The 25,088-nt window shown below is 37.6% G+C and carries 27 protein-coding genes, 3 tRNA genes and 1 pseudogene; 16 read left to right on the forward strand and 15 right to left on the reverse strand.

Features of this window, described 5'->3' with window-relative positions; translation table 11 throughout:
• The first annotated feature begins 31 nt into the window (after positions 1 to 31).
• Positions 32 to 589 (forward strand): plasmid fertility inhibition factor family protein, encoded by a 558-nt coding sequence (locus tag INP95_RS05515; RefSeq protein ID WP_011271830.1) that lies wholly within the window; start codon positions 32 to 34, stop codon positions 587 to 589.
• Between the two features lie 215 nt (positions 590 to 804).
• Here INP95_RS05515 and INP95_RS05520 read toward each other — a convergent pair whose 3' ends face one another.
• The 12 genes from INP95_RS05520 to INP95_RS05575 all read right to left on the reverse strand — a co-directional run bounded on the left by INP95_RS05520 (position 805) and on the right by INP95_RS05575 (position 9,715).
• Positions 805 to 1,323: a membrane lipoprotein lipid attachment site-containing protein gene (locus INP95_RS05520; protein WP_005687559.1), complete on the reverse strand. Its 519-nt coding sequence runs from the start codon at positions 1,321 to 1,323 to the stop codon at positions 805 to 807.
• A gap of 26 nt (positions 1,324 to 1,349) precedes the next feature.
• Positions 1,350 to 1,772, reverse strand: a complete 423-nt coding sequence (locus tag INP95_RS05525) for a single-stranded DNA-binding protein (protein ID WP_005687556.1) — start codon at positions 1,770 to 1,772, stop codon at positions 1,350 to 1,352.
• Between the two features lie 245 nt (positions 1,773 to 2,017).
• Complete coding sequence (locus INP95_RS05530; RefSeq protein WP_005653583.1) at positions 2,018 to 2,491, reverse strand: DUF3158 family protein; 474 nt, start codon at positions 2,489 to 2,491, stop codon at positions 2,018 to 2,020.
• A gap of 14 nt (positions 2,492 to 2,505) precedes the next feature.
• The gene (locus INP95_RS05535; RefSeq protein WP_005667775.1) at positions 2,506 to 3,261 is read right to left on the reverse strand and encodes a PFL_4669 family integrating conjugative element protein; all 756 of its coding nucleotides are present in this window, start codon (positions 3,259 to 3,261) and stop codon (positions 2,506 to 2,508) included.
• Between the two features lie 296 nt (positions 3,262 to 3,557).
• Complete coding sequence (locus tag INP95_RS05540; RefSeq protein WP_011271828.1) at positions 3,558 to 4,781, reverse strand: STY4528 family pathogenicity island replication protein; 1,224 nt, start codon at positions 4,779 to 4,781, stop codon at positions 3,558 to 3,560.
• A gap of 149 nt (positions 4,782 to 4,930) precedes the next feature.
• Positions 4,931 to 5,482 (reverse strand): DUF2857 domain-containing protein, encoded by a 552-nt coding sequence (locus tag INP95_RS05545; RefSeq protein ID WP_005653590.1) that lies wholly within the window; start codon positions 5,480 to 5,482, stop codon positions 4,931 to 4,933.
• Complete coding sequence (locus INP95_RS05550) at positions 5,482 to 7,182, reverse strand: ParB family protein (RefSeq protein WP_011271827.1); 1,701 nt, start codon at positions 7,180 to 7,182, stop codon at positions 5,482 to 5,484. The genes INP95_RS05545 and INP95_RS05550 overlap by 1 nt, the downstream gene beginning before the upstream one ends.
• The gene (gene dnaB / locus INP95_RS05555; RefSeq protein ID WP_011271826.1) at positions 7,175 to 8,530 is read right to left on the reverse strand and encodes a replicative DNA helicase; all 1,356 of its coding nucleotides are present in this window, start codon (positions 8,528 to 8,530) and stop codon (positions 7,175 to 7,177) included. Before dnaB ends, INP95_RS05550 begins: the two co-directional genes overlap by 8 nt.
• A gap of 1 nt (position 8,531) precedes the next feature.
• Positions 8,532 to 9,368, reverse strand: coding sequence for a ParA family protein (locus INP95_RS05560; RefSeq protein WP_011271825.1), 837 nt, complete (start codon positions 9,366 to 9,368; stop codon positions 8,532 to 8,534).
• Between the two features lie 75 nt (positions 9,369 to 9,443).
• Positions 9,444 to 9,530: transfer RNA gene (locus INP95_RS05565), tRNA-Leu, on the reverse strand.
• Positions 9,531 to 9,558: 28 nt separating this feature from the next.
• A tRNA-Cys gene (locus INP95_RS05570) sits at positions 9,559 to 9,632 on the reverse strand.
• Positions 9,633 to 9,639: 7 nt separating this feature from the next.
• Positions 9,640 to 9,715: transfer RNA gene (locus tag INP95_RS05575), tRNA-Gly, on the reverse strand.
• Between the two features lie 255 nt (positions 9,716 to 9,970).
• On the opposite strand from INP95_RS05575, the gene INP95_RS05580 reads away from it, so the two are divergent.
• Together INP95_RS05580 and trxA are read left to right on the forward strand one after the other, a co-directional pair.
• Complete coding sequence (locus INP95_RS05580) at positions 9,971 to 11,080, forward strand: methionine biosynthesis PLP-dependent protein (RefSeq protein WP_197560274.1); 1,110 nt, start codon at positions 9,971 to 9,973, stop codon at positions 11,078 to 11,080.
• Positions 11,081 to 11,197: 117 nt separating this feature from the next.
• Positions 11,198 to 11,521 (forward strand): thioredoxin, encoded by a 324-nt coding sequence (trxA, locus tag INP95_RS05585; RefSeq protein ID WP_049356568.1) that lies wholly within the window; start codon positions 11,198 to 11,200, stop codon positions 11,519 to 11,521.
• A 53-nt stretch (positions 11,522 to 11,574) separates the two neighbouring features.
• On the opposite strand, the gene INP95_RS05590 is transcribed toward trxA, so the two are convergent.
• A complete protein-coding gene (locus INP95_RS05590) occupies positions 11,575 to 12,384 on the reverse strand; it encodes a DNA ligase (RefSeq protein WP_197560275.1) in 810 nt (269 codons plus the stop codon).
• A 200-nt stretch (positions 12,385 to 12,584) separates the two neighbouring features.
• Here INP95_RS05590 and lpcA point away from each other — a divergent pair, with 200 nt between their 5' ends.
• The 8 genes from lpcA (at position 12,585) to INP95_RS05630 (ending at position 18,854) form a co-directional block, all read left to right on the forward strand.
• Positions 12,585 to 13,169 carry a D-sedoheptulose 7-phosphate isomerase gene (gene lpcA / locus INP95_RS05595; RefSeq protein ID WP_014065007.1) on the forward strand — a complete coding sequence of 195 codons (585 nt, stop codon included), beginning with the start codon at positions 12,585 to 12,587 and terminating at the stop codon, positions 13,167 to 13,169.
• Between the two features lie 149 nt (positions 13,170 to 13,318).
• On the forward strand, positions 13,319 to 14,056 hold the full coding sequence (gene artP / locus INP95_RS05600) for an arginine ABC transporter ATP-binding protein ArtP (RefSeq protein WP_070775726.1): 738 nt from the start codon (positions 13,319 to 13,321) through the stop codon (positions 14,054 to 14,056).
• Between the two features lie 11 nt (positions 14,057 to 14,067).
• Positions 14,068 to 14,787 (forward strand): arginine ABC transporter substrate-binding protein, encoded by a 720-nt coding sequence (locus INP95_RS05605; protein ID WP_197560276.1) that lies wholly within the window; start codon positions 14,068 to 14,070, stop codon positions 14,785 to 14,787.
• A gap of 3 nt (positions 14,788 to 14,790) precedes the next feature.
• A complete protein-coding gene (gene artQ, locus INP95_RS05610; RefSeq protein WP_005696554.1) occupies positions 14,791 to 15,462 on the forward strand; it encodes an arginine ABC transporter permease ArtQ in 672 nt (223 codons plus the stop codon).
• Positions 15,462 to 16,145, forward strand: a complete 684-nt coding sequence (gene artM / locus INP95_RS05615) for an arginine ABC transporter permease ArtM (protein ID WP_014065011.1) — start codon at positions 15,462 to 15,464, stop codon at positions 16,143 to 16,145. The genes artQ and artM overlap by 1 nt, the downstream gene beginning before the upstream one ends.
• A gap of 89 nt (positions 16,146 to 16,234) precedes the next feature.
• Positions 16,235 to 17,191 (forward strand): helix-turn-helix transcriptional regulator, encoded by a 957-nt coding sequence (locus tag INP95_RS05620; protein ID WP_186821532.1) that lies wholly within the window; start codon positions 16,235 to 16,237, stop codon positions 17,189 to 17,191.
• Between the two features lie 58 nt (positions 17,192 to 17,249).
• Positions 17,250 to 18,140: a 5' nucleotidase, NT5C type gene (locus tag INP95_RS05625; RefSeq protein WP_197560277.1), complete on the forward strand. Its 891-nt coding sequence runs from the start codon at positions 17,250 to 17,252 to the stop codon at positions 18,138 to 18,140.
• A gap of 3 nt (positions 18,141 to 18,143) precedes the next feature.
• A complete protein-coding gene (locus tag INP95_RS05630) occupies positions 18,144 to 18,854 on the forward strand; it encodes an SIR2 family NAD-dependent protein deacylase (protein WP_197560278.1) in 711 nt (236 codons plus the stop codon).
• Positions 18,855 to 18,905: 51 nt separating this feature from the next.
• Here the strand turns inward: INP95_RS05630 and INP95_RS05635 are convergent, their stop codons facing one another.
• The gene (locus INP95_RS05635) at positions 18,906 to 19,907 is read right to left on the reverse strand and encodes a virulence RhuM family protein/type II toxin-antitoxin system death-on-curing family toxin (RefSeq protein WP_197560279.1); all 1,002 of its coding nucleotides are present in this window, start codon (positions 19,905 to 19,907) and stop codon (positions 18,906 to 18,908) included.
• Between the two features lie 224 nt (positions 19,908 to 20,131).
• On the opposite strand from INP95_RS05635, the gene INP95_RS05640 reads away from it, so the two are divergent.
• The 5 genes and pseudogenes from INP95_RS05640 (at position 20,132) to INP95_RS05660 (ending at position 24,624) form a co-directional block, all read left to right on the forward strand.
• A complete protein-coding gene (locus INP95_RS05640; protein ID WP_070591408.1) occupies positions 20,132 to 20,332 on the forward strand; it encodes a DNA translocase FtsK in 201 nt (66 codons plus the stop codon).
• Complete coding sequence (locus INP95_RS05645; protein WP_070591406.1) at positions 20,329 to 21,174, forward strand: SIR2 family NAD-dependent protein deacylase; 846 nt, start codon at positions 20,329 to 20,331, stop codon at positions 21,172 to 21,174. Before INP95_RS05640 ends, INP95_RS05645 begins: the two co-directional genes overlap by 4 nt.
• Positions 21,174 to 21,926, forward strand: a complete 753-nt coding sequence (locus tag INP95_RS05650; protein WP_070591404.1) for a PP2C family protein-serine/threonine phosphatase — start codon at positions 21,174 to 21,176, stop codon at positions 21,924 to 21,926. The genes INP95_RS05645 and INP95_RS05650 overlap by 1 nt, the downstream gene beginning before the upstream one ends.
• Positions 21,927 to 21,962: 36 nt before the next feature.
• Positions 21,963 to 22,493, forward strand: a complete 531-nt coding sequence (locus INP95_RS05655; protein ID WP_070591401.1) for a DUF1643 domain-containing protein — start codon at positions 21,963 to 21,965, stop codon at positions 22,491 to 22,493.
• Positions 22,494 to 22,572: 79 nt separating this feature from the next.
• A pseudogene (locus tag INP95_RS05660) lies at positions 22,573 to 24,624 on the forward strand (AAA family ATPase).
• A gap of 43 nt (positions 24,625 to 24,667) precedes the next feature.
• On the opposite strand, the gene INP95_RS05665 reads toward INP95_RS05660, so the two are convergent.
• Positions 24,668 to 24,901: a zinc ribbon domain-containing protein gene (locus tag INP95_RS05665; protein WP_014065022.1), complete on the reverse strand. Its 234-nt coding sequence runs from the start codon at positions 24,899 to 24,901 to the stop codon at positions 24,668 to 24,670.
• Between the last annotated feature and the right edge of the window lie 187 nt (positions 24,902 to 25,088).

The following is a 25,088-nucleotide window of genomic DNA, read 5'->3' on the forward strand; positions in this document are numbered from 1 at the left end:
TAGGAATTCTTTTTAAACTGAGGAGTAAATCATGATAAAACTGACCCCTTCATCAATTGGAGTGATGGTTGATACGCTTAGATATTCAGGTCGAGATAGATATATTATTTTTAGAATGAAAACGAGAGAGCAGAAAGTCGTGTATATGCGTTATCCACAGCATATTGAAAATATGGCTAATCAAGAGAACATGATTGTCATCGTAGATGCTCAAAAGTTTCTTTCTTTATGGCAGCGATCACCGTATGAGGTAGATAAAAATACATGTGCGGGCGATGAGTCAACATGGAGAAAAGATTATAAGTTTCATCATGCTGAAAACGGATTTGCTAAAAGTATGGATTCTCCAGTTCCACTTGCAGATGTAAATGTTCATATTAAAGATGGAGAAATAAGCTGTAGTCTTAATGATGGTATGACAAGAACGCTTTGGTTGCTTGCAAATGGTGTAAAGGAGTTTCCTATTTTGGTTAGAAACCATAAAGAGAAAGCTAAAATTCTGTCAAAGTATGCAAGCCCATTATCTTCACTTCATTTTGAGCCACTTAATTTATTTTTTGCAATTACAGGAGAAAAATACCCCTTGTAGCCAAGGGGTAAACGTTTGAGATATTAAACAATATGAGGAAAAGGAAAAGTTTGGATGGATCTCAAAAAACAAATTTGTTTCGTTATCTATCATACAAAATAATCATTATTATCGGTATCGAAATTTAAAAACACCTGAAATAAAAAAAGCCCCACTAAGGTTGGGGCAAAGGAGAATGAGGTATTGATTACCTACACTATGTTTATGTTGTCGTATTATTTAATTGCTTTTATCACTTCTGATTTAACAAATTGAGCAAAATCAGATTCATTTGAGGATGCAATCCAGGAAATTCTAACCTTGCCATCCTCTTTTGCAAGCGTTATGTCAATTTTTCGACCGCCAACATAGCTATTTGCCATGTGATAATAGACCCCAGGAGTCGCTTCATGAGCATGTCCTTCTTCATCTAAAAGCGATTCGTAACGTTGACGCTCATACCCGGATAATCCACTTAATGCTTCCTCCCGTGTTTTGAATTTTAAATTACGTTTAATTTTTACGTAAAGAGAGTCAATATTTTTAGATGATGTAATTGAATCCTCTACGTTATAGCGATGAGAACGAGAACTTTGAGTGTAAGCCACACCGGAAGAACTAGAGGAACTATTCCCCCCGCCAAGAACACTGCTGAGTTGACCTGCAACATTACCAACCGCATCATTCAATGAGTTTAATTCAGCACAACCACTTAAAGCAGCGACGGCAGATAAAACAAAAATTATTTTTTTCATCACGATTAACCTTAATTATATTGAGTTCAGAATGGTATTGAATCATCAAAAGCATTTGCCGATGCATCTTGTTGTGGCATTGGCTGAGAATTATTTGCACCATCTGCACTTTGAGGGCGAGTACCTAACATTTGCATTACATCACCTTGGATTTCCGTGGTATAACGATCTTGCCCGTTTTGATCTTGCCATTTACGAGTACGCAAGCGTCCTTCAATATAAACTTGCGCTCCTTTCTTGAGATATTGGCCGCAAATTTCAGCTAATTTGCGATAAAAAACGATTCGATGCCATTCAGTCACTTCACGACGTTCACCGGTGTTTTTATCCGTCCAAGCTTCGCTAGTTGCTACACTGATATTTGCAACTGCTTCACCATTCGGCATGCTTCGCATTTCAGGATCATTACCTAAATGTCCCACGATAATTACTTTATTAATTCCAGCCATATTGATTTCTCCTAAATCACAAAATTAACTGTCAAGATTGTGCATTTTTTACATCTAATCCTTAAGGGTAAATTCAGTAAAAAACACAGAGATTTTTTAACACAACCACGAAAGGCAAAGGCTTTTTTTCGTTAAGGTAAGGGGCTTGTCCCCTTACCTTTAAAAGGCCTTTTAGTGAGCCGATCACAAACTATATAAATTAGCCGATTACAAACTAGAAGATCCAACGTTCACAAATGTGAATGTTATAAATGATCTTCTATCTCTTTAATTTTATCTACCGCACTTGATACCTGTCTCATCATAAAATTTAGTACGGAGACCTGCAGATTAATCAAAATGCGTTCTTTCTCAGCTGAGACAAGTTTTTGTCGTAAGTCTGAAGATAACTGAGGATTATTAAATACCGGATTTAACACAGCATCACCAGTCTTAGAGGCTTGAAAACTGCGCCAGCGTAAAAACGTCCCACCGGATGATGAAGCTTTATCTCGGATCATGTGAATAGGTAATACACTAAGTTCACTTTTACGAACGTTCTGCAACATTTCATTCTGCTGCAACATTAAAGCTTCACGGACTGTAGCAAGGGATTCAGCTAGTAATTCATACTGTTGCACTGAGTCTAACTCACTGAATAACTGTTTCAGCGAGTCATTAAGTGGGGTTGTGCGTCCTAATTGTTTATACATATCAGAAGGAATGAGCACGTTATCCATAATCCCAATCTCCATTATTCAGTTTTATTTGCTGTAATTTGGACTTCAACAGAGCCATTATCATCTGATTCAGCAAGTGATGATTTTTTAATTGTTGGAGCAAATGTTGCACGTGTTGTACCGGAAAGCACGTCAGGCGTTAAGGTATATTTCATACGTTTTACAGCAGCTTGATAGCGAGCGTTATTTTCAAGCGCATCTTGGCGTGTAATACCGGAATTTCTGTAATTCTCAAGCACACCAAATGCACGACGAATTAATTTAGCTCCGGATTCTAACCAATCATACGCATCATCTTTTGTAAGTAATGCAATATGTGAAGCGGTCATCACTGTACGAGCTAACGAATCAAAGTCAGCCAAAAGATACAATAATTGATAACCCAGCTGAGTATTCACAAAAATAGGGTATTGAATCGGAGCAATATTGGCACAACGCTCAATTTGAAAGTTTTCAGGAATTTTCTCACTGTAGAGATTAACCATTCTCCAGGTCATATCTTGCATTTCTTTACGAAACCCTAATACTTTTTGTTCAAAACGAAGAAGATAATCATCAGCATAAGGATCATCTTGTTCGGCAGCTTGCTGAATTTGACTCAATAGAGATAGAGCATTAGGAATACTGAGAATTGATGATGTAACGACTTCCCCGGCTTCATTTTTAACTAAGTCACGACCATTCCAAAGACGTGTTGCATACTGAGTATGAAGCGTAAATGTAATCTCACTGCGTAACGGCCCAAGCTGTTGGTTGTATGTTGTTGTCATGTTATGTCACCTTTTATCATTTGGTTAAAATTTGTACTTTGTCCAGCCCCTGGACAGTGGTTAATTTTTGTTCACTGTGCAACCCTAGCACAGTGGTTAATTTTTGTTCACTGTGCAACCCTAGCACAGTGGTTAATTTTTGTTCACTGTGCAACCCTAGCACAGTGGTTAATTTTTGTTCACTGTGCAGTCCCCGCACACTGGTTAAAATTTGTACTTTGTAAAGTCCCTTTACAGTGGTTAAATTTTGTACTTTGTAGAACCCTTCTACACTATTCACTTTTTATACAGCTTATTCAATTGCAAATTGAAGCCTTAAATTGTCGAATGCGATCAGCTCTCGCTTTTCGCTCTTCTTCAGATTGCACTCGCATTGGTTTTATTGTGCTATCGGCTTTCACATTATTAACTAAGCTAGTTTCATCATGTTGTGATAACCGATTTTTTGATGATAATGATTGCGCTTGTGTAGCCAAAAATTGTTCATACAAATATGGTTTAAATTCACCACGGTGTGCACGTTGGATTAATGTCACTACATAGCCTTGTGGTTTTTTCACTTCACCTTTTGCCACACGCTGTTCTAGCTCAAATAAAATCGCTTTACAGATTCCTAAATCAAGTCCACGCATTGCTTGCATAATTGCTGTTTTTTCCAATGATGAAAACTGAATATTAGTCGGCCAGTCAATTTCATCCGCATTACCAGTACAGTACGTATTTATATAAATACTAGTACCTGTACTGTACTGTGAAAAACCTGAGTTCCCTTTTGGAACTAAGCCTGAAATCAATGACTTATCATCATTTTGGGTACTGAGTTCCTTTTTGGAACTCTGCTTGATTTTACTGAGTTCCATTTTGGAACTAAGGTGATTTTTACTGAGTTCCCCTGTTTTTTCACTGAGTTCCTTATTGGAACTTAGTAAGTTTTCTTGAATAAATGTTGATTCTTCTTGCTCTGAAATATCCATTTTTGGACGTTTTTGATAGTCTTGAAGGCGAGCTCGCATCCAGTCAATGTGAGAAATATAATGCCACTGAGTATTATCTGAGAGCAGGTTTTCTACAATATGGTTTGCTACACCTCGCACAAAGTTATCTCGATGCTGAATGGATTTTTCAAGGAGTGCGATGTAATCATGGTTTAATTGAATCGTATCAATGATTGGCATAGGTTCATCATGAAGGATGTAAAAATTACCCAATACTTGACCTTGCTCATTACGTACAGTTTCACAAAGTGTTAGCCAACGAGTTAATCTAAGTAATAACAACGTTTGGCTAACTAGCTTACGCGAGAGTTCTGCTTCATCATAAGGTTTATCTGAAAGTAATTTTGCAAGCACTTCGTATGATGGGAACATGCCTGATTGAAATTCTCTTGCTTTGTATTTTATAAGTTGCCATGCCAATTTTGCTCTTGATGTTAAATAAGGATCAAATAGCAAACGGGTTGGAACTGTTTCATGCTGGTTGCCAAAAAAGAGCAACCCATGCTCTTGTAATTTTGTTTCCATAATTTAATTCTCTCTGAGAATATTTCATTTTTATTGTTGCAATGTGCTTAAACATCTTTACAATAGCCAATGAACTTTCCCAAGTTCCTTACTAACGATATGAATAACGCCCAACTTAACGTAACGCACTAGGTTGGGCGTTATGTTTTTTAAGCTGCATTCCAGCGGCTAACAAGTTTCCAAATTTCAGTTAAATTAATACCGGTTTCTTCCGCAATTAAAATTAACAGCTCTAGTCCTTCTGTTGATTCAATTGTTTGAACATCACCTTTATGCTCTTGCCATAAGTCCCAAATTAATTTTTCTTCCTCTTCGGTTGCAGCTGGCTTACGTCCCATTGGTTCTTGTTTTCCAAGTAGGCTACGACGAGCAGATACTTTTGAAGTGGTTAAGCCGAAGTAGGAATTGAGCATTTGGATGGATGCACCTAACATTAATGCGCGATCAATAAGGCGACGTTCTTGTGACGACATGCGTACTCGAGCCACTAATCGCCAAAATGCATCGTGATTAATTTCAACTTTGGCAAAGGGAGCTTTGGTGTTAGCCAGTTCATAAACTTCCTCTGTGCTGAGTTTTTCAATTTCTTGCAATTCTTGTTTTGAGAAACCATAGTTCCGGCAAACATTGATATTGCCTTCTTGTAAATTAACCAAAATCTCATTCAATACCACTTGGTTTAAATTGCTGAACATGCTCATTATGCATCTCCTTCTGAACGAATATAGCGAACGAGGCGAATTAAACGGAATAATTTAACTAGCGTGGTATCATCAATTTCTTGAGTATTGAGTAAATATTCCGGTAATAAGGTGAAAGATGTCTGTGGGTGCACATCTGTTTGTAATAAATTTAAGAAGTCATAACACATCTGTGCTACACCGCTCACATCTTTATCTAATGGTTTTACGCGGTAAGTGTAATCAACAGGCTCTTTTACTACATGTTCAATGTAGTCAGTTAATCCAACACTTTCCGCAATGTCGAGTGCTAGTGAATAAGCTTCTACTTTATGCTGACGACCAGGATAAATTTTCCAAATATCATCAACTGGTTGACGGCCTACGCAAGCAAAGCCTAATCCATTTTCTTCTGCACGTTGTTGGCGTTGCTCCTGAATGCTCATGCCTGGAGTAATACCAAATTGTTGAGTTAAATTTTTAGCAAAATCAAAAGAAAGGCCATCTGAACTAGCATTAGTTTCATCAAACTCTTCATCCTCTGTTTTATCATCTGCTTCATTCTCAAATGAAGGAGAAATTTCAACACTTGCTTGCTTTAATACTGGCGCAGGTATTGATTTTTTTTCAGGGGTAGTCATTTTTGGAGTATTGACTACGCTAGGTTGAGATAATGTGTCTAATGCGGTTTCTTGTGGCTGTGGCGTATTAAACGCTTGAACATCTTGGATGCTTTCTTGTACGCTTTGTTGTATTTCGTGTTGTTTTTGCGCCATTTTCTTGAATTTTTGCTCATCGAGATCAATTTCAAGGTAAAGGACTTCATAACTTACACGATCACCTAACATGGATGACATTTCATCAATGAGATGGTCTTGGAATACTTTGATATGAAACGGTTGGTCATCATTACAACGAGCTAGGCTGTGTCCCCAAATTTCATCAAAGGACACTTCCAATTCAAATTGATAATTTTGCCAAATGGCTAAGGCGTTATTACGAATCGCAAGCAATTTATCAATTGGCGCATTACCTAAACCGTTAAAAAGTACATCCGGGATATAAGGATAAAGATACTCAATGCAACGTCCCATCTTCGCAATCATTGAAAATTGAATGATATACCCATCTTTTTCTAACTCACTTGAAAGCTCGCGAGCAGAAAGGGATTTTCCTAACTTTTTCTCGTAGTATTCTTTCGCTTGCTGAATTCCCAACGCTTTCTCAATAAAGGTTAAATCTGCACGTGTATCATTTTCAATTAAATGACCAATAAGCAAATCTAATTCCGCTTCTACACTATCAGCACTTTCACCTTTCCAGGGTTTATATAAGCATTCAATAGACCAAAAACGTTGATCTTGAGTCTCTGTAAACAGTTCTTTTAATGCTTGAATACGAGTATTCCCACCGTCAGCGATGATATAAAAAGGTTCGCCAGGTCGTTGAGTGATATTTGGTTTATGATCAAGACCACGACGACGAATTGACTCTTTAATCATTTCAAAGTTAGGATTACGTGTCTTACGAGGGTTGTGTTCATAAGGGCGTAATTTATCTAACGTAACGGTAATGTATTTAGATTGCGCAGGATAATGTGTTGCTGTTGTTGTTTGATAAGCAGCAGACTGATTATTAATAGGTTGAACATTTAATCCTTTCGCAATCGCGTCTAATTGACTTTGTTGTTTTTTATTTTTAGCAATAAATGGATTATTCATAATATCTATCCTGTGTCGTTAAATTCTCAAAAATGCTGTATTGACCTTGAAACAGTGTTTTTACTGTGGCTAACGGGCCATTACGCTGTTTACCAATGATGATTTCCGCAATGCCTTTATCTTCTGTGTCAGGGTTATAGATTTCATCTCTATAAAGATGAATGATGACATCAGCATCTTGTTCAAGAGAGCCGGAGTCACGTAAGTCGGCATTGATTGGACGCTTATTAGCTCGATTTTCTAAACCTCGGTTTAGTTGAGATAATGCATAAATTGGGCATCCAGTTTCTTTGGCTAATTTCTTTAAATCATTGGATATTTCGGCAAGTTCTAAATTGCGATTTTCAGTTTTATTTCCAGTTCTCATTAGTTGGATATAATCAATGAAAATCGCTTTAGGTTTGCCGTATAGACGAGTGTTTTTACGTACTTTGGCGCGTAAACGATGAGGTGTTAAAGAAGCTTCATCATCAATTAACAAACGATCTTTCCAGTCTTTTTTAATTGTCCCCATTGCATTAGCAAGGCGAGTCCATTCTTCCTCTTCAAGCTCAGTCGCTTGACGAATAGATTGCAAGCTGACGCGAGAGCGCATTGCCATAAAACGTTCTAATAGTTGATCAGCTGGCATTTCTTGACTGTAAAATTGGATAGGGCTGTCAGGAAATTTATCTAACGTACTTGCGGCAATCGTTTGTGCAAAGGTTGTTTTACCCATTGCTGGACGAGCTGCAATAATGATAAGTTCTCCTGGTTGACCGCCTGTTGTTGCTCTATCTAATTCAATAATGCCTGTTGGTGTTCCACTAACTGGATCGGCATTAATAGAGGACGTTTCCATGCGAGAAAGGATTCGCTCGAAACTTGCATTAAGATCAGCAACACCATCCGTCTCTTGTTCGATGACAATATTGGTATATTGCTTATCAACACTTTCCTCAAAAGAAGTTAATTCAATCTCATCTTTTGAAGATTGCATTTCAGTTACAATAAACTGGCCCAGAGTCAAAAAACGACGTTGTTTGCTATAACGAGAAATAATCTCAGCATACGCAGTGATATTAGATGCAGAAGGGGTATTGTGAATAATGTCAGCTAAGTATGCTAATCCCCCTATCTGATCAATCAGTTTTTTATCTTTGAAATACTGCTCCAAAGTTAAAATATCAGCGGGTTTTCCTTGTGTTAATAGATGGCTAACACCTTCAAACAATACTTTATGAGCTGAGACATAAAAATCATCAGAGCGCAGTAAAGTTGCGATCTCATCAAATTTGTCATTATCAATAATGAGAGCACCAATGACCGCACTTTCCGCTTCAATAGAAGCAATAAGTTTATCAGTCATATTAGCCTTCCTTTTTCATTGGTTTATCAAAAAGTGTTTTAAATTGAGGGAGTAACAAGCAACACAGTTCTTTGATAACAGGATATTCAGCTTGGCTATGGCGATAAACTGGCAATGAATAAGTTGCAGCTTCTCTATATGCCACATGCGCAGGGATTGAAAAATCAAGGAAGGTTTTGCTTTCATCAAAATTGGTTTCAAATAGGACATGCAATTGATTGAGTACAAATTTCACGTCATTAGTATTATCAACGCAATTTGCGATAGCTTTGAGAGGTGGTAATTTGAAGCCAAATGATTCAAAGGTTTCTAAATCTTGATACATTCCGATAGTTCCACGGATAAATTCTTTCGCAGAAAGAATGTGTGGAAGAATAGGGCAGAATAGGATGTCAGCTGCTAAGACAGACATATCGACAGTAATGTCTCTAGTACCTCGAGTATCAACCACAATAACATCATAATTATCAATGTTTTTAATTAAGTGACTAAATCGAATTGCACCATCAGGGGCATTACGTAGAGTTTGACTTACATTGTTTGATGGGTCATTTGATTGAATTAAATCCAAATTAGGAATGGATGTTTTTGAAATGATATGGGAAGGTTCAATATCACGACGGGTTAAAAACTCATAAATACCACCGGGAGCTTCTTCAGTTAAAGCATAATAAGAGCTTAAGGTTGGTTGAGTATCAGTATCAATAAGAAGAGTTCTTAAACCGTGGTCAGCGCAGAACGCCCCAATATTGGCAGCATTTGTACTTTTTGCAGAACCGCCTTTAGTACAAGCGACAGTAATAATATAAGGTTTTTTAGAAACAGAAGAGAAGTCCATAATTCCTCACCTAACGATAATTAAAAATTAAAGTTAAGTATTGGACTAGGTACTGATTATTGGTTTGGAATTAGATGGTGCCCGAAGCCAGACTTGAACTGGCACGCCTCGAAAGGCGAGGGATTTTAAATCCCTTGTGTCTACCGATTCCACCACTCGGGCATCGAGTGATTAACTAACTGCGTGGTTATGGAGGCGTGTCCCGGAGTCGAACCGAGCTACATGGATTTGCAATCCAGTGCATAACCGCTTTGCTAACACGCCGTTAGTTTGGAGCGGGAAACGAGGCTCGAACTCGCGACCCCGACCTTGGCAAGGTCGTGCTCTACCAACTGAGCTATTCCCGCATACGCTGTTAGTGCGGTGAATTTTACGGAAATTTTAAATTCTGTCAATCGAAGATCTGAAAAAAAAATTCAAATGTTGAAAAAATCTTCGTTTCGGTTGAAATTACAGCAAAATCTGACACAAGAATATAATTTTAGCTTAGTTTTCAATTTCTACTTTTATCGTGATTGGGTTTGTGACAAAATTGGAGCGTTTTGTTCGCCATTAAATCAAGAAAAGCGCGGTCAAATTTTTGCATGTTTTAGAGGTAAATTATGACACAACAATATTCTATCGATACATTATTAGCCCAAGCGGGAAATCGCAGTGATGAGCGCACTGGTGCAGTTTCTACGCCAATTTATCTTTCAACGGCTTATGGCCACCACGGGATTGGTGAAAGCACCGGGTTCGATTATACGCGTACGAAAAACCCAACGCGTAGTGTTTTGGAAGATACCGTAGCAAAATTAGAGAATGGTGATCGTGGTTTTGCCTTTTCCTCCGGCATGGCGGCAATTCAAGTGCTGATGAACCTATTTAAAGGCCCTGATGAATGGATTGTGTCAAGTGATGTATACGGTGGGACTTATCGTTTATTAGATTTTGCCTATAAAAATAACAACAGTGTAAAACCCGTTTATGTGAACACCGCTTCTTTAGCTGAAATTGAAGCTGCGATTACACCGAATACAAAAGCAATTTTTATTGAAACCCCATCAAATCCATTAATGGAAGAGTGTGATGTGGTAGAAATTTCAAAATTAGCGAAAAAACACAACTTGTTAATGATTGTAGACAATACTTTCTTAACTCCTGTGCTATCTCGTCCATTAGATTTAGGTGCGGATATTGTAATCCATAGTGGCACGAAATATATTGCAGGTCATAATGATAGTTTAGTGGGCTTGATTATTGCAAAAGGACAAGAGCTTTGTGATCGTATCGCCTATATTCAAAATGGTGCAGGTGCCGTACTTTCGCCATTCGATTCTTGGTTAACCGTGCGTGGTATGAAAACCCTTTCATTACGAATGAAACGCCATCAAGATAATGCGAAGGAAATTGCAGAATTTTTACGTGAACAGCCACAAATTGATAGTGTATTATATCCAAATAAAGGCGGTATGCTTTCTTTCCGTTTGAAAGATGAAAATTGGGTGAATACTTTCTTAAAATCAATCAAGTTGATTACCTTTGCAGAAAGTTTAGGCGGAACAGAAAGCTTTATTACCTATCCTGCAACTCAAACTCATATGGATATTCCAGAAGCAGAACGCGTCGCTCGTGGTATTACAAACACATTATTGCGTTTTTCTGTTGGTTTAGAAGATGTGGAAGACATCAAAGCCGATTTATTACAGGCCTTTGCACAACTTAAATAATTAGTTTTTATCAATCAGACTAATCTGTGCAATCCAATATACCTTGTGCTATTATGCATAACATCAATTAACGCTAGGTGTTGATTTGTCAGCATCTTATTAAATAAGGAAACAAAAATGAGCGAAGTATTACATATTAATGATGCAGATTTTGAAACTGCGGTTGTGCAATCAGATATCCCTGTATTAGTGGATTTCTGGGCACCTTGGTGTGGTCCTTGCAAAATGATTGCGCCAATTTTAGATGAAATTGCACCTGAATTTGCAGGTAAAGCAAAAATCGTTAAAATCAACGTAGATGACAACCAATTAGTGGCAGGTCAATTTGGTATACGTAGTATCCCAACTTTACTACTTTTCAAAAATGGCCAACTTGTTGCAACACAAGTCGGTGCGTTACCAAAAAATCAATTAGCGGCGTTTATTAATCAACACCTATAATTGAGTTATTAAACATAAAGAGCGGTCAAAAATAGTGATGTTTTTGACCGCTCTTATTTTTTCTCTCGCCAATAAGTGGCAAAACGAGGTTTTCCTGAATTAGTTAATCCACGATATTTATAGGTGATTGTGGAGCCAATAGGTGGTGGATTTTCGCGCTCACTCAGATTAAATCCTGAACCAATTTTGAATTTTCCACGATGGTTTTCACAGGTGAGCGATCCGAGTATATTCTCAAATTGTCCTTTCCCTTTGTGATGTGCTATCACGGTGCATTCTTCATCATAAGTGTTTTTTAACTTTAAAATTTGTGTACTGCGTTTTCTTTCGTAAGGCGCATTAGGATTACGTAATACAATCCCTTCACCTTTTTTCGCTTCCACTTCATACAAATACTCGAATAAATGTGTTTTATCTCGTATCGGAATTTGCGGAATAATCTTGATATAAGGTGTAGGGTGTTCTTTCAAATAATCTTCTAAGGTTTTGAGACGTTCAAAGAGATTGCCTGATGCATTAGGCACATCGAAAACATAAAGTATCAATTTTGTCCAATTATCATCTTTAAAGGATTTCGTGATAGAGGCAATCTCTTCAAATTGATTACGTTCACTAAATATCTCACCATCAATGGCAAAAGGCGGAAATTGAGCGGTAAAATAGGTCGGTGCGGGCAAGGGCAGTCCTTGACGACTTAATAATGTTTTGCCATCCCAATAACCTCGTATCCCATCTAATTTTTCTGACATTACCCAACCTTGAATATCTTGGTTTTCATAAGTGTCTAATAGCATTAAATCACGCTCATTCGCCCAGGTTATTTGGCTGAATAGGAGGCAAAGTAATAAGTAAATCGCTCTCATGATGTTTCCTTTTTAAATTTATTGAGTTTAAACAGTGCGGTCATTTTTTACAGCGTTTTTAATTGAATCTGTGATTCGTATCGCAAAATAATGAGAAGTAAGCTGAAAAATTGAGAGATAAGAAAGAGCGCTAGATTATTTGAAATGAACGCTATACAATGCCAACGCTATCGCGAATTTTAATTTTTAAGGAGAATAAAATGTATTTTGATCAAATTAAAGCTGAGCTTGTGGAAGCACAAGACGTACTAAATAAGTTTGTTTCAGATGATAACAACATCAAACTTATTGAAAAAGCAGCTAAATTGTTAGCCGAAAGCTTTAAAAATGGCGGGAAAGTATTATCTTGCGGTAATGGTGGTTCTCACTGTGACGCCATGCACTTTGCAGAAGAACTAACTGGTCGTTATCGTGAAAATCGTCCTGGTTATCCTGCAATTGCGATTTCTGATGTGAGTCATTTAAGCTGTGTAAGTAATGACTTTGGTTATGAATATGTCTTCTCTCGCTTTGTTGAAGCCGTCGGTAAAGAAGGCGATGTTTTATTCGGATTATCAACATCAGGCAATTCTAAAAATATCTTAAATGCGATTGAAGCAGCGAAAGCAAAAGGCATGAAAGTGATTGCGATGACAGGCAAAGATGGCGGTAAAATGGCCGGCCTAGCGGATGTTGAAATTCGTGTGCCACACTTTGGTTATGCAGATCGTATTCAAGAAATCCACATCAAAGTGATCCATATTTTAATGATGTTAGTTGAATTTGAAATGGCGAAAGAGGCCTAATTCGCGACAAGTGCGGTTAAAAATTCAATGATTTAAGGATCCCAAAAAGTTTTTTGGGATTTTTTTACAAAAACGCTTGCATAATTAATCATCAAAAAGTAATATTTATTCATTCTTAAGAATCAAGAGAGGATAGCAGTAAACTTAGTATGGCGATTAGTGTTAAAAATTTGAATTTCTTTTATGGTTCATCACAGGCATTGTTTGATATTAATCTTGATGCACAAGAAGGCGATACCGTGGTGTTACTTGGACCAAGTGGTGCAGGAAAAAGTACGTTAATCCGTACGCTAAATTTGTTAGAAGTACCAACCTCTGGCGAATTGCATATTGCGAATAATCATTTTGATTTATCTAAAGCGAATAATAATCCGAAAGCCATTCGTCAACTTCGTCAAGATGTCGGCATGGTATTTCAACAATACAATCTTTGGCCGCATTTGACGGTAATTGAAAACCTGATTGAAGCGCCCCAAAAAGTATTAGGCATTAGCGAAGAAGAAGCGAAAAAAGATGCATTAGAACTTTTAAAACGTTTACGTTTGGAAGAGCATGCCGATCGTTTCCCTCTTCACTTATCAGGTGGTCAGCAACAACGTGTAGCCATTGCTCGAGCATTAATGATGAAACCACAAGTGTTGTTGTTTGATGAACCAACGGCAGCACTGGATCCTGAGATTACAGCTCAAGTGGTTGATATCATTAAAGAACTTCAACAAACGGGTATTACTCAGGTGATTGTGACCCACGAAGTGAACGTGGCACAAAAAGTGGCGACCAAGGTCGTCTATATGGAACAAGGTAAGATTATTGAAATGGGCAGTGCAGATTGCTTTGATAATCCAAAAACTGAACAATTTAAACAATATCTTTCACACTCAGAATAAGGAAACACAACATGAAAAAATTACTTTTAAGCGCAATGTTAATGGGCTCAGCTTTTGCTGCGAATGCACAAGAAATCACTTTTGCGATGGAGCCGAGCTATCCACCATTTGAAACAACAAATGAAAAAGGCGAAATCATTGGTTTTGATGTGGATGTTGCGAATGCAATTTGTAAGGAAATCCAAGCAACTTGTCACTTCAAAAGCCAAGCTTTTGATGCCTTGATTCCAAGCTTAAAATCTAAACGTTTTGATGCAGCGATTTCAGCTATTGATATTACCGAAGCACGTGCAAAACAAGTAGCATTTTCTAATGCATATTATGATAGTTCTGCAAGTTATGTTGCGCTAAAAGGAAAAGCGGATTTAGCTTCAGCAAAAACGGTTGGTGTTCAAAACGGAACAACATTCCAACAATATACCGCAGCAGAAACCAAGCAATATAATGCAAAATCTTATGCAAGCTTACAAGATGCGATCTTAGACTTAAAAAATGGTCGTATTGATATCATCTTCGGTGATACCGCCGTATTGTCTGATATGATTTCTAAAGAGCCTGAAATTCAATTTGTTGGCGAGAAAGTGACTAACAAAAAATATTTCGGTAATGGTTTAGGTATCGCGGTGAATAAATCAAGCAAAGAATTGCTAGAAAGCTTAAATAAAGGTTTAGAAACCGTGAAAGCAAATGGTGAATACCAAAAAATCTATGATAAATGGATGACAAAATAATCTATGTTTTATGATTATCTTACATTAATTGGACATGCAGCCCTAATGACCTTAGGGCTTGCTATTTGCTCGTTAATTGTCGGTTTATTGCTCAGTATTATTTTTACGGCTTTAGAAGCGAATAAATATGTCTTTATTGCTAAACCAGCTTCTGTTGTGATTGCTTTATTGCGTGGTTTACCGGAAATTTTAGTGGTTCTACTGATTTATTTTGGTTCAACCCAAGTCGTAGAAATGCTGACGGGTGAGTATATCGAATTCAGCGCCTTTGGTTGTGGTGTATTTGCATTGTCTTTGATTTTTGCCTCTTATGCTTCACAAACCTTACGTGGTGCGATCCAAGCTATTCCAAAAGGACAGTGGGAATCAGGTGCAGCGTTAGGATTAAGCCGACCTTATACTTTCATTCATTTGATTATGCCGCAAGTATGGCGACACGCTTTACCGGGCTTAAGCAATCAATGGCTCGTGTTATTAAAAGATACGGCATTGGTGTCATTAATTGGTGTTGATGATTTAATGCGTCAGGCTGGGTACATCAATACAAATACTCATGAACCTTTTACTTGGTATGGTATTGCTGCGTTGATTTATTTAGTGATTACGTTGATCAGCCAAGCGGGTATTCGCAAATTAGAATTACGTTTCACTCGATTTGAACGGGGAGTCGAATAATGTTTCAAGAGTATTTAGCAGTGATTGCTCAAGGCATTCCGACTAGCCTGTTGCTTACAGTCGTATCTTTGTTTATTGCCTTTTTCTTAGCATTGGGACTAACCTTCTTGCTTTCTATTGGCAATAAATTGGTGAAAAGTGCGGTCAATTTATTCCTTGTTTTATTTACAGGGACCCCGCTTTTAGTGCAATTTTTCTTAATTTATGCTGGCCCTGGTCAATTCCAATGGTTGGTGGACAGTCCATTATGGGGATTATTCTCCAACGCATGGTTCTGTGCAGCATTAGCTTTAGCTTTGAATAGTGCCGCTTATTCAACCCAATTATTCCACGGGGCAGTAAAAGCAATTTCTAAAGGTCAATGGGAAAGCTGTGCGGCATTAGGTTTAAGTCGTCTGCAGACGTTAAAGATCCTAATTCCCTATGCATTAAAACGTGCGCTCCCATCTTATACCAATGAAATTATCTTGGTATTTAAAGGCACGGCGTTGGCTTCTACCATTACGATCATGGATATCATGGGATATGCACGCCAACTTTACGGCACAGAATATGATGCACTGACTATCTATGGTATCGCAGGCGGTATTTATCTCATTATTACCGGTATTGCTACTTTATTACTCCGTCAGTTAGAAAATAAAGTGTTAGCATTTGAACGTATTGATACCGCCAAAGCATAAAGTGCGGTCAAAAATAGAAACAAATCGGGCAGTTTAAAAATTGCCCGATTTTTTATATGATTAAAGAAAATATTTTTATTTATGAGGCAATTATGTCCGAATCATCTTCCCTAAAATTCCATCTCGAACTATTACGTTTAATTCCGAAAAACTATTCCATTAGCTCATTAGAATTGCGAGAGAAATTGCTCGCATTAGGCATTGAGCGCGATTTGCGCAGTATTCAGCGTGCACTGAATACGTTATGTGAGCAGTTTGAAATTGATTGCAATACCAATGATAAGCCCTATAGCTATCGCTGGAAGCCTGATGCGAAAGGCTTAGATATGCCGATTTTAAATGAACAACAATCGTTAGTGTTGATGCTGGCAAAGCAATATTTAACTGGTATTTTGCCAACCAATATTATGCGGTCAATGGACGGTTTCTTTAAACAGGCGGAATATAATTTAGCTTATGGCAAAAATCAGAAAAAGGAAGCCTCTGAGTGGTTGAATAAAGCTGGGATTGCTCCCACTAGCCAGCCATTATTACCCGCAAAGATTGATCCTGAAGTATTCAATAAAGTAAGTATTGCTCTTTATCATAATAAATACATTAACATGATCTATCGTAAGAATGATGGAAATATACGTGATGCTCAAGTTAAACCCCTTGCATTAGTGCAGCAAGGTCCAAGTACTTATTTGGTGGTTCAATATGAGAGTGGAGCGATTAGACATCTTGCGTTACATCGATTTATTTCGGTTAATGTCAGTACGATGCAATTTGAACGCCCAAAATTTAGTTTAAAAGCGCATATCGAAAGCCAAAACTTTGGTTTTAGCTCAGGTAAGAAAATTCGCCTAACCTTCCGCATTGATAAAGAAACAGGTGGATTTTTGACAGAAACACCATTATCAACCGATCAAACGGTAAAAGATTGTGGCTCTGAATATGAAATTTCCGCTACCGTGATTGAGAGCGCTATGCTGGAGTGGTGGATTGCCCATTTTGGTGAAGATTACCAAGAAATTGACCGCACTTATTTAGACGAAAATGCCTAACGACATAAATTGTCGCTTCATCTTTTATCATTAAGCCATCAACAGAGAGGGCATTAAAATGAAGAAAATTGTTTATATTGATATGGATAATGTGATGGTTGATTTCCCGTCTGGTATTGCAAAATTAGATGAGAAAACTAAGCAAGAGTATGAAGGTCGATATGATGAGGTCGAGGGCATTTTTAGCTTAATGGAGCCGATACCTAACGCCATTTCAGCCGTTCATAAATTGATGAAGAAATATCATATTTATGCACTTTCTACCGCCCCTTGGCATAATCCATCAGCTTGGAGTGATAAAGTAAAATGGATTCAGCGTTATTTCGGCGAAGAAAAAGGCTCGGCATTATACAAACGGTTAATTTTATCTCACCATAAAAACCTGAACAAAGGCGATTATTTAATTGATGATCGCACTAAAAATGGGGCGGATAAATTCGAAGGCAAACACTTACATTTTGGTACTGAACAATTTGCTAACTGGAACTGTGTACTATCTTACTTAGATTGCGGGCCTTTTACACCAAGTGACATTTTGCAAGATTGTTTAAAAAAGCCGGCCGCCCTCGTGCAAGTTGAAAATGAGGAGCAAAGCCGAGTCATTGCTGCTTTTGCAGATCGCTATAAATGGCAAGTGTTTAATTTAGCCTGTATTTATGCGGATGAAACATCAACCGAACACAAAACGGTCTATTTAATTATCAGCCCTTATCTCAGTGATGAATTTAAAATGCGTATTGAAGCAATGTGTGCTCATATTCAAGCCGAATATGACGTGTTATTACGCTCAAAATCACAGCTAAAACAATATTTCCAACGCCTTTCAGATAAGCCATTCTTGTATATTGAAAGCTATAATTATCAACCACTTTATAAAGCAGGGAATATTTTTGGCATGATGGCGAGAGATAGACAGATTGATGAAATTTTAGAAGAAAAAGGAGCCTGAAAAATGACAGAGAAAAATAAACCAATTTGCGTGATATTAACGGGAGCTGGAATTAGTGCTGAAAGTGGTATTCCTACTTTTAGAGCAGAAGATGGCTTATGGGCTGGGCATAAAGTGGAGGAAGTTTGTACGCCTGAAGCCTTAAAGAAAAACCGTGCAAAAGTATTGGCGTTTTATAATGAACGACGTCGTAATGCTCAAGCTGCAGAGCCAAATGCTGCACACTTAGCTTTGGTTGAATTGGAAGAGTTTTATGAAGTTCATATAATCACTCAAAATGTGGATGATTTACATGAGCGAGCGGGAAGTACTAACGTACTCCATTTACATGGTGAATTGAATAAAGCTCGCAGCAGTTTTAATACCGATTACATTGTTCCATGTTTGGGTGATCAACTGTTAGAGGATAAGGATAATCACGGTCATCCAATGCGTCCACATATAGTCTTTTTTGGGGAAAATGTACCCATGTTTCCTAAAGCAGAAAAGTTAGTGAAAAAGGCAGATATTGTGATTGTTATTGGCACTTCATTACAAGTTTATCCAGCTAATGGATTGGTAAATCTCGCTCCATATGGTTCACTTATCTATTTGATCGATCCTAATCCCAACACAGGCTTTGTTCGTAAGCAAGTTATCGCAATAAAAGAAAAAGCAGGCGAGGGTGTGCCGAAAGTGGTGGCCGAGTTATTGGAGAAAATTAAAAAATCATAGAAAATCGACCGCACTTTTTAAACAAATAGCGACTTCGGTCGCTATTTATCATTACTTATCTTGCTTATGTTTAAGCATATGCATAATAAGCCTAATAAGCGTTTCTTTTTGTTTCGGATCAGATTCAGCAACTAATAAAGTGAGTGCTGCAAGCCCCGTATCATTGATAACAGGGTGTCCATCATGATCAAACAAACGCCCATTTCTATGTAAGAAATCCACAAATAAAAATGCGCCACTACGTTTATTACCATCTGAAAAAGGATGGTTCTTGACGACAAAATAAAGTAAATGTGCCGCTTTTGCTTCAATGCTTGGATAAGCAGGTTCACCAAATACACTTTGATCTAAATTACCTAGAATCGCAGATAAGCCATTATCTCGTTCACGTCCAAACAGATCACTTGCTTCACCTTTTGCCATCAGCTGTGATTTTAACTCTGCTAGTGCAGAACAAGCCTCGGCATAAGTCGGTAATGTACCGCCTTGCTGTGTTTGTGGTTCAGTAAGTAAACCTTCATCATATTGTTGTAGCCATAAAAAGGTATGCGTATAACGGCTGACAATATCCACTAGTCCACGACCGCTTTCTAGCGTTAATTCCGATGAATTTGCCGTTTTTTGAATAAGTGCAAGTGCTTGCTCTAATTCGTGAGCATTTTGCTGCAAACGTTTTTGGTTAATGGTATAGCCTTGAGTCAGATATTCTTTTAAACGTGCAGTTGCCCAGATTCTAAATTTAGTACCTAAAATAGAATTAACTCTATAACCCACAGATATAATTACATCAAGATTATAGTATTCGATTGTTCGATTAATTTGTCTTTTGCCTTCAATTTGAACTGTTGCATTTTTTGCAACAGTTGCTTCTCTATTTAACTCGCCATCAGTATAGATATTGCGTAAATGACGTGAAATAACAGACTTATCTCGTCCAAATAAATCAGCCATCTGCTGTAAACTTAGCCAAACGGTATCATTTTCAAATCTCACTTCCACTTGCGTTGTGCCATCTTGAGCTTGGTAAATTTCAATCGGATTTTGATGATTCATATTCTTTTCCTTAATAAGTTATATGTATATATAAACAGATAAATATACATATTGCAATAAGGATAATCTTATTTGTAAAAGATCTTCTAAAAATAACCGCTTGTAACATTCTCCAGCGACACGAAATGTCGCTTCCTTCCATATAATTTTTTCCATAAAAGAGAGTTTTTTACCTCTTACAACACGCTTAAGCCCTTTTATAGAAACAACACAGGAGAAAACTTATGGCAATGAAAGTCACTTTTAAACGAGATCCACTTTTTGAGGATGTAAAAAAATTCGTGCAACAAGAAAAATTTACATCTGGTTCACGGATTCAACGCAAATTTAGTTTAGGCTTTAATCGAGCTGCGAGAATTGTAGAACAACTAGAAGAAGCAGGCGTTATTTCATCAATGAAAAATGGACAGGGAAAAGTATTATGAAAAATGATTTAAATTATGCAGTGGAACTTATCCGAAAGGCCGATGGCATTTTAATTACTGCTGGGGCAGGAATGAGCGTGGATTCAGGTTTGCCGGATTTTAGAAGTGTAGGCGGGTTTTGGAATGCCTACCCAATGTTTAAAGGCCGTAATATCAATTTCCAAGATATTGCGACACCATTGGCTTATGAAACCCATCAAGAGTTAGCTTATTGGTTTTATGGGCATCGTTTGTCGCAATATCGTGCAACAAGCCCGCATGAGGGCTACCAAATTTTAAAACGTTGGGCAGAAAGCAAACCGCATGGTTATTTTGTTTTTACAAGCAATGTGGATGGGCATTTTCAGAAAGCGGGGTTTGAAGAGGGGCGTATTTATGAAGTGCATGGCACACTAGAGCGCTTGCAGTGTGCGCATAATTGCCGTGATTTGAGCTGGTCTGCAAAAGAATTTCAACCAGTGGTGGATAACGAAAACTTGCGCTTATTAAGTGAGCCACCTCGTTGCCCTTATTGTCAGCGTTTGGCAAGACAAAATGTACTCATGTTTGACGATTATTTTTACAGCAGTAATTATCAAAATTTAAAACGAAATAAGCTCGATTTATGGTTGAAAGAAGTGCAAAATCTCGTCGTTATCGAACTGGGAGCGGGGAAAGCCATTCCAACTGTGCGTCGATTTTCTGAACGTACGGCAAAAGCAAAAAAGGGCGGATTTATCCGTATTAACCCACAAGATGCAGGCGTGCCGAAAATGCACTTTTTAAGTCTAGAAATGAAAGCGTTAGATGCGCTAAAAGCGATTGATCGCCTTCTAAATCCTTCTCAACAAGCGGTTGAATAATGGAAAATTTTTGCGAAATTACCTTCTGCCAACAAATTGGCAGCAATAAGCGACACAACCAAGATGCCCTTTTTAATGGCGAGTCGGTGTTTCAATATAAACTCAAAACGGCTGAAAAACGCCTTGAAAACCGACCGCACTTTATTGTGGGCGTGGCAGACGGTATTTCCAATAGCAATCGTTCGGAAAAAGCGAGCAAATTGGCAATGCAATTATTAAGCAAAATGGAAAGCCTAAGTCGCCAAACGATCTACGATTTACAATCCAGTTTATCAGCAGAGTTAGCAGAGGATTATTTTGGTTCGGCGACCACGTTTGTGGCTGCCGAAATTGATCAAATCACTCGTAAAGCCAAAATTCTCAGCGTAGGGGATAGCCGTGCTTATTTAATTGATGCCCAAGATAAATGGCAACAAATCACCCAAGATCATTCTATTCTTTCTGAATTGTTAGCTGATTTCCCCGATAAAAAAGAGGAAGATTTTGCCACGATTTATGGCGGCGTTTCTTCTTGTTTAGTCGCCGATTATTCCGAATTCCAAGATAAAATTTTTTATCAAGAAATTGAAATTCAACAAGGGGAAAGTTTATTACTGTGTTCTGATGGGTTAACAGATGGCCTTTCAGAAGAAATGAGAGAAAAGATTTGGAAACAATATGATAATGACAAATCAAGATTGACGGTGTGTCGTAAATTAATTACGAAACAGAAGTTTTATGATGATTTATCGGTGGTGATTTGTAGAGTATAATTATTAATCAAAATAAGTTAATTAATGGAGTATGTTATGGAATATCTTATTGATGTTTATCTTACTGATGCAGAAAATAATTATCGTTATGCGTTAGGTTATCAGTCAGAAAAAACACTTTTTGTAATTGGGTTAAATCCAAGTACTGCATGTGATAAAACACCTGATAATACAATTAGAAAGGTAATGGGATTAGCTGAGTATAACGGCTACACTAGCTTTATTATGCTAAATTTATATCCTAAACGAGATACGTATCCAGATGATTTACCTGATGAGGCTGATAAAAAAATACTGGAGGAAAATCTTTCTATTATTTATGAGTTAATAAAAAAAGAAAAGCAGGCTAATATCTTATTGGCATGGGGAAATAATATTTTTTCTCGTGCTTATTTACTAGACAGTATTAAAATGATTTATAAAAAACTGGAGAGTTGTAAGCCTAATTGGTTTCAAGTGGGGACATTGACGAAAAGAGGTCAGCCTAGACATCCATTATATCTCTCATATCAAGCATTTACACCAATAGATATGGATGATTATCTAAAAACGTTACATTTAATCTAGACGACACAATCTGTCGCTATCCTTTTTAAACTATGCTCAAACCTATTAGGTTTGAGCATTTTTTATTGGAGTGATGATTATGTCGAAATTCAAACTTAACCCGTCGTTGGTTTCTCCTTATACCGAAAAATTAATGTTGCAACTTTTATTAGAGCATCGAGGATTTTCAGAGGTTTTTCATGAGGATGTTTGGCGATATGACAATATTGCAGCGGCTTTAGGTTTACCGGGTGAAATGGAGCGTTGTGATGATTTCCGTGCGAAAGTGAAAAAATTATTACAAGCACGAAATAAAACATTGCCCAAATTGACTGCACTTTGCGTAAACGAGAATTCAATTATTCAACAAAATATCGATAAATTGACTCAATTATTATCATTGAATACAGCTGAGCAGACAGTTTTTCGCTTAGCTATTCAGTTCCGTTTAGATGAAGCATTGAAAGAATTGAGTGGAGCATTACCAAAATCTAATTTGGCAGAGCTAGGTGAGGTATTATCAAATTTATTTGATTTACCCAAATCGGACATTATTTCTGCCTTAAAAGATAAAGGAAAACTATTAGGCTATGGCTTGCTCGCTCGAAACTATAATCCAGATAGAATCCATGAATATTTGGATTGGGGCAAAATGCTAGATTTTGATGAGTTTATCTCGGAAGCATTAAATGAACAGATGCTATTAAAATCGTGCACTCAGCCTGCGATTGAAACGAGTTTAAGTTTAGACAATTTTTCTTATCTAGGTAAGATGAAAACCATGATGCTGGATTATCTTCAGTCCTCATTTGCTACTCATAGAAAAGGCGTAAATATTTTAATTTATGGTGCACCAGGTACGGGAAAAACAGAGTTGGCAACTTTGTTGGGTAAAGCGTTGTGCGTTTCGGTGCATAACATTACCTATATGGATGGAGATGGGGATGTGATTAGCGCAGAAGATCGTTTGAATAAATGTCGTTTTGCGCAGAAGGTGTTAGAAGGACAATCTTCGCTATTGATTTTTGATGAAATAGAAGATGTTTTTCGCGCTAGTTTCTTTGAGCAATCAGTGGCACAGCAGAATAAAGCTTGGATGAATCAGTTATTGGAAAACAATAACGTGCCGATGATTTGGTCATCTAATTCTGTTTCGGGCATAGATCCTGCTTTTTTACGTCGCTTTGATTTAATTTTAGAAATGCCAGATTTGCCGTTGAAAAATAAGTCAGCACTCATTACGCAACTGACTGAGGGAAAATTAAGTCCGGCTTATGTCCAGCATTTTGCTAAAGTGCGGTTATTAACGCCTGCGATTTTAAGCCGCACAATTCGGGTGGCAAAGGAACTCAATACGTCAAATTTTGCTGAGACTTTGCTCATGATGTTTAATCAAACGTTAAAGTCGCAAAATAAACCGAAAATCGAACCGCTTGTTTTAGGTAAAGCTGACTATAACTTAGATTATGTGGCTTGTAATGACAATATTCATCGTATTAGTGAAGGGTTAAAACGGTCGAAAAAAGGGCGAATTTGTTGCTATGGCCCGCCGGGAACAGGAAAAACTGCTTGGGCAGCATGGCTTGCAGAACAGTTAGATATGCCGCTGTTGCTAAGACAAGGCTCAGATTTACTTAATCCTTATGTAGGCGGGACAGAACGGAATATCGCACAAGCTTTTGAGCAAGCGAAAGCTGATAATGCATTATAGGTGCTAGATGAAGTGGATACGTTCCTGTTTTCACGTGATGGCGCAGAACGTAGTTGGGAACGTTCACAAGTAAATGAAATGCTAACGCAAATTGAACGTTTTGAGGGATTGATGGTGGTATCAACAAATTTAATTGAGGTACTCGATCCTGCTGCTTTACGCCGTTTTGATTTGAAACTGAAGTTTGATTATTTAACGCTGCCACAACGTTTAGATTTCGCTAAACAACAGGCTGAAATCTTAGGGTTGCCATCATTATCGGAAGAGGATTTAAGTCAGATTGAATCGCTTAATCTGCTGACGCCTGGGGATTTTGCTGCGGTGGCTCGTCGTCATCAATTTTCCCCTTTTCAAAAGGTGCAAGATTGGCTGAGCGCATTACAAGGTGAATGTGAAGTGAAACCAGCGTTTTCTGCAACGACAAGACGGATAGGGTTCTAATTAAAGTGCGGTCATAATTTTTATGGTTTTTTGACCGCATTTTTTATTCTCCTGTCAGCCAGCTTGCGAGCAAAATAACGATAGTGAAAATAGCGAACCAGATAAGGTGAAGTTTAGTGCTTTTTCGATTAATTTCGGCATTATGCTGGCGTCGTTCTTCGAGTTTTTGTTTGTAAATTTCAAGATCTTCTTCTTTAAAAGAAAAACCACAATTTGGACAAAATTGAGCAGATTCGCTGATTTTTTTACGACATTCAGGGCAGCGGGTGAGAGCCATTGATGATCCTTTATTAGTTATTTTAATTTATATCCCTATTGTAAGTGAAAAAAACGTAATGATAAACGTGACATGGATCACAAAATTGAAACAATGTAAAAATTAAAATTTTGATTTTGATGATTTTCACTTAGAATACCGCCGACGAAGTCTAGTATATGACTAAATTTCGGTATTCATTTATTCC

Source organism: Haemophilus parainfluenzae, assembly GCF_014931375.1.
In the GTDB taxonomy this organism is placed as follows: domain Bacteria; phylum Pseudomonadota; class Gammaproteobacteria; order Enterobacterales; family Pasteurellaceae; genus Haemophilus_D.